11 protein-coding genes are annotated in these 11,807 nt (G+C 37.8%); 3 read left to right on the forward strand and 8 right to left on the reverse strand.

Annotation, left to right across the window (positions count from 1 at the left end; translation table 11 throughout):
• Nucleotides 1-35: 35 nt before the first annotated feature.
• Together HDE68_RS19820 and HDE68_RS19825 are read right to left on the reverse strand one after the other, a co-directional pair.
• Nucleotides 36-1,763: an FAD/NAD(P)-binding protein gene (locus tag HDE68_RS19820; protein WP_183883969.1), complete on the reverse strand. Its 1,728-nt coding sequence runs from the start codon at nt 1,761-1,763 to the stop codon at nt 36-38.
• A gap of 72 nt (nt 1,764-1,835) precedes the next feature.
• Nucleotides 1,836-2,330 carry a DUF1003 domain-containing protein gene (locus HDE68_RS19825; RefSeq protein ID WP_183883970.1) on the reverse strand — a complete coding sequence of 165 codons (495 nt, stop codon included), beginning with the start codon at nt 2,328-2,330 and terminating at the stop codon, nt 1,836-1,838.
• 113 nt (nt 2,331-2,443) lie between these two features.
• Between HDE68_RS19825 and HDE68_RS19830 the strand changes: the two genes are divergently transcribed.
• Complete coding sequence (locus tag HDE68_RS19830; protein WP_183883971.1) at nt 2,444-5,035, forward strand: ATP-binding protein; 2,592 nt, start codon at nt 2,444-2,446, stop codon at nt 5,033-5,035.
• Between the two features lies 1 nt (nt 5,036).
• Here HDE68_RS19830 and HDE68_RS19835 read toward each other — a convergent pair whose 3' ends face one another.
• The 6 genes from HDE68_RS19835 to HDE68_RS19860 form a co-directional block, all read right to left on the reverse strand.
• Complete coding sequence (locus HDE68_RS19835; protein ID WP_183883972.1) at nt 5,037-5,936, reverse strand: helix-turn-helix domain-containing protein; 900 nt, start codon at nt 5,934-5,936, stop codon at nt 5,037-5,039.
• Between the two features lie 67 nt (nt 5,937-6,003).
• Entirely contained in the window at nt 6,004-6,753 is a 750-nt protein-coding gene (locus HDE68_RS19840) for an SDR family oxidoreductase (RefSeq protein ID WP_183883973.1), read from the reverse strand.
• A gap of 6 nt (nt 6,754-6,759) precedes the next feature.
• Complete coding sequence (locus tag HDE68_RS19845; RefSeq protein ID WP_183883974.1) at nt 6,760-7,590, reverse strand: SDR family oxidoreductase; 831 nt, start codon at nt 7,588-7,590, stop codon at nt 6,760-6,762.
• 25 nt (nt 7,591-7,615) lie between these two features.
• Nucleotides 7,616-7,906, reverse strand: a complete 291-nt coding sequence (locus HDE68_RS19850) for a putative quinol monooxygenase (protein ID WP_183883975.1) — start codon at nt 7,904-7,906, stop codon at nt 7,616-7,618.
• A 528-nt stretch (nt 7,907-8,434) separates the two neighbouring features.
• Nucleotides 8,435-9,382: a ketopantoate reductase family protein gene (locus HDE68_RS19855; RefSeq protein WP_183883976.1), complete on the reverse strand. Its 948-nt coding sequence runs from the start codon at nt 9,380-9,382 to the stop codon at nt 8,435-8,437.
• A gap of 31 nt (nt 9,383-9,413) precedes the next feature.
• Nucleotides 9,414-9,923 carry a MarR family winged helix-turn-helix transcriptional regulator gene (locus HDE68_RS19860; protein WP_183883977.1) on the reverse strand — a complete coding sequence of 170 codons (510 nt, stop codon included), beginning with the start codon at nt 9,921-9,923 and terminating at the stop codon, nt 9,414-9,416.
• A 180-nt stretch (nt 9,924-10,103) separates the two neighbouring features.
• On the opposite strand from HDE68_RS19860, the gene HDE68_RS19865 reads away from it, so the two are divergent.
• Nucleotides 10,104-10,853, forward strand: a complete 750-nt coding sequence (locus HDE68_RS19865; RefSeq protein ID WP_183883978.1) for an SDR family oxidoreductase — start codon at nt 10,104-10,106, stop codon at nt 10,851-10,853.
• A 32-nt stretch (nt 10,854-10,885) separates the two neighbouring features.
• Nucleotides 10,886-11,803, forward strand: a complete 918-nt coding sequence (locus HDE68_RS19870) for a helix-turn-helix domain-containing protein (RefSeq protein WP_183883979.1) — start codon at nt 10,886-10,888, stop codon at nt 11,801-11,803.
• The last annotated feature ends 4 nt before the right edge of the window (nt 11,804-11,807 follow it).

Here is an 11,807-nt window from a genome sequence, read left to right on the forward strand (position 1 = left end):
GCTTCCAGATGAAATGAGCCCAATTTATACCGGACTCATTCGTCTGAATAATTTATACGCTTCATTACTTCCAGTGATGCGGCTTCACTAAAATCTATACCTGAATAATCAGGATTATAACCTCCTATATAAGGTACTGCCATAATATAGATTCGCTCATTGGCAATTCCATCCTGATTAGTTACCTGAAAACTATCGTTAATAGTGATACCCGGAACTTTCATAAAATACTGCCCGTTTCTATCTTTCCCAACTAATTCATTACCCTTTTTGATTTCATCCTCACCCTTTTCCTTTGAACGAAATCTGAGAACTGCCGGACTAACTGTACCATGATCAATCAATCCCTGGAAAGGAAATTCTGTAAATGACAGGTGTGGCTGTCCAACACAGTCAATAAAAGTCTGAAAATACTGACTCACTTTCTTGTTATCCTCATCGGTATAGTTGTACTCCGCTCCTCCTGCCTTTACAGGAACAACTTCGCTCTCATCTCCTACAGCTAATAAAGACAATAATCCAGCATCATGCAATGCCATTAAATCTCTGCAGGATCTTTGAGGTACAAATGCAATTACAATCGAAATAAGTGGCATCAGGACTTTCTGCAAACGCTGCATATCCTCAGCAGAAAGATACTTGGCAGGATAATTCATAGCGAAGCTGAGTACTGCGAGCATTTCTTTCCAGTAAATTGACTCTCTTTTTTTAATAGACTTTTCTGCTTCTTCATACTCCTTTTTAAACAAGTCAAAGGCATCTGCTTTTTCCCGTTTATTCATCATCGCTTCTACAAAAGTTTCCAGGCTCATATCTTTAATTTGCGCGTAGAATTCCGGTTCTTTTTCAACGAACATCTCTTTAAAGTTTTTCTCAAATACAAAGTCTAAAGAGATAAATCCGCCATTTTCTTTAAGATGACAGCTTAGTTCAGTTTTGCTCAGTAAACCATTTTTGCCTAAATGAGAATCTTCCAGATGAAACCTTACTGCTGGTAATAAACCATTTCTGGAATGCATCACAATTTTAAAATCAGGGCTGTCTGCATTCAATGTAAATATTAATTTTCCGTTGGTATTTTCTGTGAATTTTCCATTGTTTCTTGCCAGTGTTCTGATCGCATCAATTGCTGTAAGTGAAGATCCTTTAATGGCAATAGCATGGTTTAATTTTTGGGCAAGCTTAGCAGGTGGATATGGGGAATCATAATATCCGGGGATTTCTCCTTCAAATTTCTTTGGCCAGTTGTGACCTGTACAGATAATCACATGGTCAAAGCTGCTTAAATTTTTGTGCGCAGTTTCGACCTTAACTTCACATTTTTCAGGATGATCGAATAAATTGGTCACTTCCGTATCCAGGTGTATATAGGTTAAAATACCCTCTTTTTTTGCCTTTTCACGCAGTAACTTAAACTGTGCAGATAAATAGGCACCAAAAAAAAGTCTTGGAAGGACTTTATATTCATTGAATTTTTCAGGAATAATTTTAAACCTGCTTAGCAAATCTTCTGGCGCGGTTTTAACCCATTCTGAAATAGAATTAAAGATCTCGGGTATTTCATTGTCCGAAACGTTGGTAATGTGTTCATCATTAGCGCCTTCAGGGCTATATGGCATACCTGCTCCAAGATAGCCTTTACGTTCAAAAATATGGATTTCCAGGTCTTTATTTTCCGATTCGATTAATCTTTTATACATAAAAAGGCCACCCGGCCCTCCGCCAAGGATGGCAATTCTCTTCTTTGCTGTTTTGTTTTTCATATAAGGCATTCAGGATAGCGTGCAGCTATAACAGGTATAAATGCTTAAAACAGGAAATTGTTTTGAATGAAATTAATCTTTGCCACCTTGTTTTGCCTGTTCATGGAGTTTCTCAATGTCCAGCTCTTCTTTCATCCGTTCAAGCTGTTCGGTATCATTGTGATCAATACCTAACTTTTTCTGAATGTCATGAAGCATTTCCAGCATTTTGGTGATCTCTTTTTCTGCATGTATATTCACTTCGAATTCTACCTGTTGCCGGATGCTTTCCATTCTTGCCTGCCTTTTCTGACTAATTAAAACGGTTACAGAAAGTATAACGGCGAAGATAGATACAACCATTTCCAGGGCCTGAAAGGGAAAAGGATCAAAGACTTTCAGAGAAGGTAAAAGACCCAGATTCCAGCAAATCCAGATGACGAAAAATAAGATACATATAAACAGAAAAACAATACTCCCAAAGGTATTGGTGATCAAAAAGGAGAATCTGTCGCTTTTCTTTTTGGATATCATCTGATCATTCTGGAAGTTTTTCAGATCAGGTTTTTCTTTAGTTAATTTATCCATTGTTTTCAGACTGATGTATTTAGCAGTATAATAACAATGATAATGCCGGAATTCGGGTAAAGGTTCTGCGAATAGTTTATATTTACAGGCTGCTCCTATCTTTGAGGTTACCTATGATTGAAAATACTTTTGGAATAAATATCATCCCGGATAATGATTCCGGGAGACTGCTTGCATTGAAACGTTACCGGATTATGGATACCCCTTCTGAGGCGTCCTTTGATAATATAGCAGATCTATGCACCAAAATATTTAAAGTCCCAATTTCTCTGATATCACTTGTGGATGCGGAAAGGGTCTTCTTTAAGGCTAATGTTGGGATGGGAAAAGTTAAAGAAGCCAACCGCGGTAAGAGCCTTTGTGCACTGGCGGTCTTAGATCCTGAAGTTACAATTTTCGAAGATGCATTGAAAGAACCTTGTTTAATTGCAAATCCAAATGTTGCAGGAGAGTTTGGTTTAAGATTTTATGCAGGAGCCCCATTGATTACCTATGATGGCTTTTTAATAGGTACTTTATGTATTATTGATCAGCAGCCGCGTGTATTTTCTAAAGAAGAAGAAATCATCTTAAAAGGTTTGGCAACAGCCGTTATGGATCAGATTGAACTCCGGTTATCAGCTTTGGAAGAGATTGGTAAACAGCAGACAACTAATGAAGAGCTGATTCAGCAAAAGGAAGAAGTACAAAGCATTAATGAAGAATTGACGGTAATTAATGAAGAGCTGAACGAGTCAAGGCAAAACCTGCAGGTGTTGAATGAGAATTTAAAGAAAAGTGAAAAACGCTTTCGTGAACTCATAGAACAGGCCCCGGTAGCAATTTCAATTTATAGTGGAGAAGAACTGATTATTGAAGCAGCCAATGCACGTATGCTTGATTTGCTTGGCAGAACTGCAGAAATTATTGGCCAGCCTTTATTAAAAGCCAGACCTGAACTGATCACTCATCCCTATCTGCAAGTGATCCGTGGGGTATTGGGATCAGGAAAAGATCATATGGGTTTAGCGGTAAAAGCTCCTGTTTTGCGCCTGGGCAAAGTTGTTGAACGATATTATGATGTGAATTACAGGGCTATTAAAGATGAATGGGGAAAAGTAACCGGAGTGATTGCTGTAGGGATAGATGTTAGCGAAAAGATAGCAAGCAGTCTGCGTGAAACAGAAATGGCTGAGGAACTGGCAGTAATGAATGAAGAGTTGCTGGCTACAAATGAAGACCTGATCAGTTCTAAGGATTACCTGATGCTCATTAATGAGCACCTGAATAAAAGTGAATCCAGGTTCCGCGGGATATTGCAGCAGGCTACAGCTGGAATTATGGTTTGTTATGGAAAGGCACTAATTATTGAGTCGGTGAATGATATGATGCTGACTATCATTAGTAAATCAAAAGATATAATTCAAAGACCTTTTGCAGATGCAATGCCCGAATTGAAGGGACAGCCCTTTTTAAAATTACTGGATGACGTATATACCTCTGGCTTAACTTATATTGCTAATGAAACTAAAGCAATTGTAAATAGAAATGGTGAGCTTGTTGAAGGGTATTTTAATATATCTTATCAGGCAATTAAAAGTGACAATGAACTCATTACGGGAATTTTAATTGTAGCTACTGATGTTACACAACAGGTGGCTTCAAAAAAAGCAGTGCAAAAAGCTGAAGATATGCTCCGGTTCTCTATAGAGGCGGCCAATATTGGTACTTTTATAATCAACCAGACTACCCGTGTAATGGTAGCCTCTCCCCGGCTGAAAGAAATATTTGGTTACTATCCTGATGAGGAGATGCCTTATGATGCTGCGGTAGTACAAATTTCTGAAGAGCACCGGGAACGCGTGGTTGCTTCTGTAGAAGCTGCTTTTGAGAAAGGTGAAGATTATTTTCTGGAATATTCTTTAATTGGGTTTCATGATCAGCAATTACGCTGGGTAAGAGCAGTTGGAAAACTGAACCAGTACACAGCAGATGGAGAAATGTATTTTTCGGGGGCTATTATTGATATTACAGAGCAAAAACAGGATGAACAACGTAAAAATGATTTTATCGCGATGGTAAGTCATGAACTCAAAACCCCGTTGACGTCGCTTAAGGGCTATTTACAGATTCTGGAACAAAAGGCAAAAAAAGCTCAGGAAAGCTCTGCAATACTGATGCACGATAAAGCCAGCACACAGGTGAAGAGGATGATTAGCATGATTAATGGTTTCTTAAATGTATCTCGTCTGGATTCTGGTAAGATCCATATCGCAAAGGAATGTTTTAATATGACTTCACTGTTTAAAGAGGCTGATGAAGAAGCTTGTTCAACGATATCTACTCATCAGGTGGTTTTCTCCCAGATAGAATCAGCAATGCTGAATGCTGACCGGGATAAAATAGGCCAGGTTATTAATAATTTTATCAGTAATGCAGTGAAATACTCCCCTTCTGGCAGTCTGGTTATTGTAAACAGCAAAATAATTGGGAGACAGCTTTTGGTAGAGGTTAAAGATCAGGGAAGAGGTATTAAACCTGAGGATAAGGATAAATTATTTGATCGCTTTTACCGGGTAGTCAATGATGATGTGATCTCTGGCTTTGGTATTGGCCTTTATTTATGTGCAGAGATTATAGAAAGGCATGAGGGTGAAATTGGTGTAGAAAGTAAGTTTGGTGAGGGCAGCACATTTTGGTTTAGCCTGCCCATATATGAGAACTAATTTAATTGGTGGATCTATAAGATGATGGAGCTTGTTTAGTTTGTTTTTTGAAGAAATGATTAAAGTGTGATAAATCGACGAAGCCAAGACTATTGCTGATTTCTGAAATATTCCAGTCCGAATGTTTAAGCAGTGTAATCGCTTCGCTAGTAATTCTTTCTGTAATATGTGCAGTTGTTGTCTTACCGCTAACGGATTTAACAGCACGGTTAAGGTAATTAATATGGAGCCCCATTTTCCCGGCATAATTACCTGCAGAACGCATTTCGAATTCTTCGTTTGGTGATTCAACAGGAAATTGTCTGTCAAGGAGCTCCAGAAATACGTTAGTGATTCGTGTTTTGGAATCTATGTTTTGGTAGATTTTTTCGGAAGGCATTAATTGCTGTGCAATATGGATAAGTTCAAGAATTTGATGGCGTATCAAATCATGCTTGTATGCGTAATTTGTGGCCATCTCCTGATGTACTCTTTTAAATATATTGTCAACAACCTTTTCCTGAACTTTATTGAGCAGGTAAACGGGTTTTGTTCCGTTCGTAAATAAAGGAAAATCGCGTATGTTACTCCTTAAATAGTCATTAATATAGGCTTCGCTGAAAATGAAATAACCACCGTAATTGGTTTCTTCAAGCATCTCAACAGTATAGGGGACATCAGGATTAAAAAATACCAAAGCAATTCCATCAATTTCCAGACTTTTATCACCATAATGCAGAAGTACTCTCCCTTTGAATAAAGATACTTTATAAAAGTCCCTTCGACGATATTTCATACTTGCTCCATTTATGCATTCTTCATTAGTCAATATTGCAAATTGCGGGGTTTTAATACTCAGTTCGGAAAGGGATATATTGAGTTTTTCTTTATAGAAATCTTCAAGCATTTCTGTTTTCTCCATATACTAAGTTACAATAAATAAGCTCAAACGACCGGTTCTTTCAAACCAGTCGTTTAAACTAGCAGGTTTATCCAGTTACACTATTAATAAATTTCAAGGCTTCCTGTGTAGATTTTCTTGATAATTCAGCTATTTGCTGTGTTAATCCAACATGAAGTTCAAAATCATCTTTTTCCAGTCCAGCGATCAGCTCTTTAATAATCTGGTTAGCTGGCATTTTGAGATCGGACTTCACTGCTTTTGAAAATGGTGTATCTACCAATGGTGCCATAAGTTCAAAAACCTTGATAGTCGATTCCTTTTTTTGCAGTACCAGGCGCAGCCCCAATGCATATGAATGTAATGCAGCCTTTGTTGCACTGTAAGTTGGGTGCAGCAAATCAGGAACAAAAGCTACCCCGGATGTAGTGAGGATCATTGCCGATTCAGGCTTATCTGCAAGTAAGCCTTCAAGTTCATTGGTCAGCAGTACTGCAGAATGGAAATTGGTGATCATTTCTGCTTTACTGATTTCATAGGCATTTTCTCCTTCTAAAAGCCCATAATTTGTAGCAATCCCTGCATTCAGGAAGATCATGTTTAAATCACTATGGTCTCTTTTTAAAATGTACACCAGGTTTCTGAGCTCATCTTCATTGGAAAGGTCACAGGGAATTGCAGTGGTATTGGCCAGTTTTGCTGCTTCTTCGCGGAGCCTTTCTGCATTACGGGCTACAATAATTACTTTATTACCCAGTTCACTGAAATGTTTTGCTGCCTCCAGCCCCATACCTGTCCCCCCGCCGGTTACAAGAATTGTGTTATTTGTAGTTCTCATAGCGTCTTATTTATTTTGTTTCTCTAATATTTCCGGGATATAGGCTTTTCTCATATAGTTCACATAATGCTGATCCTGCTCATTTCTGATTCCAAAATATAGTTCTGTATCCCTACCGGCCATATAACGAAGCTGATCTTTATTGTCAGTAGCGGCTTTATATATAACTGCTGCAATTTCCTCTGTAGTTGAGGTCATAATATCATTCTTATTCCAGTTATCGAGTGCGATTTTATCAAATTCTTCATAAGCAGTTATACTTTGATCTGCTGCCATTCCTACTGCATTAAAGAAATTACTTTCAGTAGAACCCGGTTCTACAATTTTTACTATAATATTCTGTGAGAGTAATTCATAAGATAATGATTCTGAAAAACCTTCAATGGCGAATTTGGTGGAATGGTACAAGCTGCAGGTCGGGAAGGTCACTCTGCCCCCCTGCGAAGTAATATTGATGATTGTTCCGTCTTGTTTTTCCCTGAAATGCGGAAGAATTGCCCTGATGACATCCATGACACCAAATACATTAACACTGAACTGGTTTTGTATCTGTTCATCTGTGGATTTTTCAAAAGCACCCAGAATACCAAAACCGGCATTATTGACTACCGTATCAATCGTACCAAATTTTTCTATTCCTGATTTTATAGCTTCCTGAATACTTGCTTTGTCCTGAACGTCAAGTTTGGTGACAAGTACATTCTTTAATTGTGATAATTCGTTTTCTTTTTCGGGTGAGCGCATTGTTGCGATAACATTCCAGCCTTCAATGGCAAATTTCTTTGCGGTTGCTTTTCCTATACCTGATGATGCGCCTGTGATTAAAATAGTTTTCATCTTGTTTTTATTTAATGGTTAATAATTAATTGAATTCCAGTAGTTTGATTGATTCAATAGCTTCTGTGATATATTCTGATGCTTTTTCAATATAACTGCCGGCCCTGATTACTTCCAGATGTCCTTCAAAGTCTTGTTGGGATTGCCATTTTTCCAGGATGTAGAAAAGATCGGGGTGGTTTTCTGTTGTGTAAACCTGATAGCTGATACATCCTGGTTCAAGTGGTGTGTTCTTTTGTAGTTCTGCGAAGATGGATTTCAGTGCTGCTGAACTTTCTGCTCCGTCAGATTGGAATTTAGTTATGTAGGTGATCATAGTTTTAAGATTTCGAATGATTAAATGATTTGATGATACAAAATTACCTGGGATTGGCAGGCCGGGTTTGTTTTATACAAACCGATATTTGTATAATTCAAACCTTATGTTTTTAGGGGGGGTAAAAACAAGATGTATATCAATAGCAAAGTCCCTGATTTTAATCAGGGACTTTGCTATTGATATTATAAAATTGAGGGAAATTAAATCAAGTAAATTACTGGAAACATTTACATATCCACAGATTACTTCTTAATAAACGGTTTATGGAATATAATGGCTTTATTCATAGTCTGTTGAATTTTATAGAGACGCGTAGCCATTTCAAAACGTTCTTTATAACTACATTTTAAACCTTCTTTCAAAAGTTCTAATTCTGCCTGATCAAATGTCTGTTTTATGTTTTCCATTATTTCCTGCTCTTTTGACTATACTCAAAATTAAGTAAAAAGTCGGACTTTATTATACATCTTGATCATGGGCATAAAGAATCATGGAAAAGCAGACAATAACATCAAGCTGATAACATTATTTCCTGGATAATTCGGACTTTATTTTTGTCAATTCACCTAACAGAGTCGTAACGGGCACCGGAATATTTCCATTTACTCCGGCAGCCCTGGCTATAGCAAAATTCAGCGTTTCAATCTCTGTTTCCCGCTTATTGAGTATATCCTGATAGGTTGATATTTTCTGTCCGTCTGACATTTTACTTATAGCCAGTACATTTTGTAATACCTCATCTGCAGTTAATTGAATGCCATTTCCTTTTGCAACTGTTAAACACTCACTTATCACCGTTTTTGCAATTTTCAGTGCTCCAGCATCCCGCTGAAATATCCCATTATCTATTTCTAATAAAGGGCAGATGGAATTAAACACGCAGTTGCTGATTACTTTTTTCCAGATTACTTTCTGTATATCTGCTTCCGAACGAAAAGAAAAGATATCGGTATTCAGCTCATCGGTTATGTATTGAAGAACATCAACTGAACCTTTAATTACTCCTATAGGAGATGCTGCAACTAATCTGAATTTAACTTTACTATTGGTAACTGATTGGCTCGTTGCGAGTAATACACATCTATACAATTCAGTATAACCCCGGTCAATAAAGCTATTTTCTATATGCAGTCCGTTTTGAAGAAATACAATCGGTGAATCTTTTGCCTTTAGTTTGAGTTTGCCTGCCAGCTCATCGTTTCCAAATGATTTGTTGGTCAATAATATAATTCCGTCAAGCTCCTCATGGTTATTTAAAGTGCTGATTTTTATATCCGTCTGCAAGACTTTACCCTCTGTTTCTACCTGTATGTTTTCTAAAGATAGCGGCAGTTCATCAATACTGCCCCTGATTATAGTTACACTTTTTCCTTTCAGGGTCAAGGCAACTGCTAAAGCTTTTGCAATGACGCCATTTCCAATAATGTATATTTCTTTAGAAAGATTTGGCTCATTTTTATTTATGTGTTTCATTTGAATTGATTCTGGTTGTTATTTTATTTACTTATTGGTGTGGCCTTTTGTTGTTGTCTTCTCGCAGTTGCTTTTGTTCCTGAACTCTTTTAAGCAATGATTTCTGGTCCAGTAAGAGTTCCCACTCCCCGATCGCTTCCCAAAGGTTGTATCTGGCTTCTGAAATAGCACATTCAATTGCGGCATCGACGTCTAAACACTGTATCCTGATCCGATCAGAAATTTTGAATCCCTTTTTAGTTAATGCGACTACATTCTTTCGCTTATCTGGTGATTCCATATTTTCCTGAACTAAACCTGCAAGTTTCATTTCCTGAATGAGCTTGCTAACTGAGGGCTGTGAATGCCCTATTTCATTTGCGATTTCTGTAATGGTCTTTTCTCCATCTTCTGAAAGAACAAAGAAAGCAGGGAACCATTTAGGTGAAAACTCTACTTCATATAGCTCGTAAATACGGGCGGCGTCATCTGTTATTTTTGTGGTTAATAGCCTTAATCTACTACCTAATGCCATTTTTCCTGTTTTCTCAAATAATTTCATGTTGCATAATCAGTTATATAACTGGTTATGCAAATGTATTATATTAAAACAATATTCAAACATATTTATCACTTATAATAGTTTGAGAATGCCTATGTTTTACTGGCTACATCTTTTGCGGTTTTGGCTAATTTCAGTTTAATCATATTGATGACCTTTATGTGATCAAATACAAAGACAATGAAGAACATAGAAAACCGGATTGAAGGGAAGGTAATTGCCATTACAGGTGCAAGCAGTGGTATTGGTGAAGCCATAGCGATAATGCTCGCAGCACATGGTGCAAAAGTTGTTTTAGGAGCAAGAAGATCAGATCGTTTAGAAGAATTGAATAACCGGATTAAGGCATCCGGGGGGGATTCCATTTATCGGGTTACAGATGTCAAAAAAAAGGCCCATGTTGATAGTTTGGTTCAATTGGCCTGCGTACATTATGGCCGGCTTGACGTCATGATCAATAATGCAGGAATCAGTCATCTTTCCCGTATTGATGAATTGCAAATAGAAGATTGGGAAGATATGATTGATGTAAATCTCAAAGGGGTGTTGTATGGAATTGCTGCCGGGCTTTCGGTTTTTAAAAACCAGGGATCTGGTCATATTATCAATATTATTTCTACATCTGGTATTAAGATCGTACCCTTACAGGGCGTATATGCCGGTACAAAAAATGCGGTTCGCACTATTGCTGAGGCACTGCGTCAGGAATCGCAGGGCAGATATAAGGTAACTGGTATTTCTCCGGGTTTTGTACAAACTGAATTAGCAGACCATATTAAAGATCCAATTGCAAGAGCAGCGGTTAAAGAGAAATCAGCTAAGATTGCTATATCATCAAATGATATTGCCAGTGGCGTTGTATACGCCCTTAGTCAACCTGATCATGTTGATGTTGGCGAAATTGTGATCCGCCCGACCGTACAAGATTAAACTCTTTTTTATTGTTATCTTTAAATCCGGATATGAGAGCGATTAAACAACAAACGCTGATCTTTAAAAGTATTTCGGAGTTAATGTATGCTTTAGGACAGCCCAAACCTCAGCATCCACTGATCGCACTGATCCGGTATGATCAGGCAAAGGCTAATCTGGAGCATGCCGGAAAGAATTTCCTGATAGACTTCTACAAAGTCTCCTTTAAAAGGGATTTTAAAGGGCAGGTCAGGTATGGGCAGGGATATTACGATTTCGAAGAAGGCGGTCTCGCCTTTTTAGGTCCGAATCAATTAGTTACCATGTCTGGTGATGAAAAGGTTTATAATGGTTACACGCTTTATTTCCATGCCGATCTGATCAGGAATTATCAATTGGGTAAAAATATCCAGCAGTATGGTTTCTTTTCTTATGCGGTCTGTGAAGCTTTATTCCTTTCCGAAAAGGAAAAAGAGGTGCTGCTTGGTGTATTTAGAAGTATCTCAAGTGAACTGGGCAATAACATTGATGCTTTTAGTCAGGATGTATTGGTATCACAGTTAGAACTATTATTAAATCATAGTAATCGTTTTTACAACCGTCAGTTCATTACCCGTAAAGCAGTTTATAGCGATCTGATCTATGAAATGAATACTTATCTGGATGGGCGTTTTGATGCTGACCGGTCCTCTTCGGCCGGTTTGCCCAATGTGCAGGAAGTTGCAGATCATCTTCATGTTTCAGTAAGATATTTAACAGATTTACTTAAATCATTAACAGGTCTGAATACCCGGCAGCATATCCATAATAAACTGATTGAAAAGGCAAAAGATAGTTTGGGCAACAGCCGTCTCAGCATTGCAGAGATTGCTTATCAGTTAGGGTTTGAGCATCCGCAGTCATTTAGTAAACTCTTCAAAAGGTTTACGCATGTATCTCCGAATGCTTATCGCCAATCCTTTAATTGAACTT

Origin of the sequence: Pedobacter cryoconitis, from assembly GCF_014200605.1 — a bacterium.
Lineage (GTDB): Bacteria > Bacteroidota > Bacteroidia > Sphingobacteriales > Sphingobacteriaceae > Pedobacter > Pedobacter cryoconitis_B.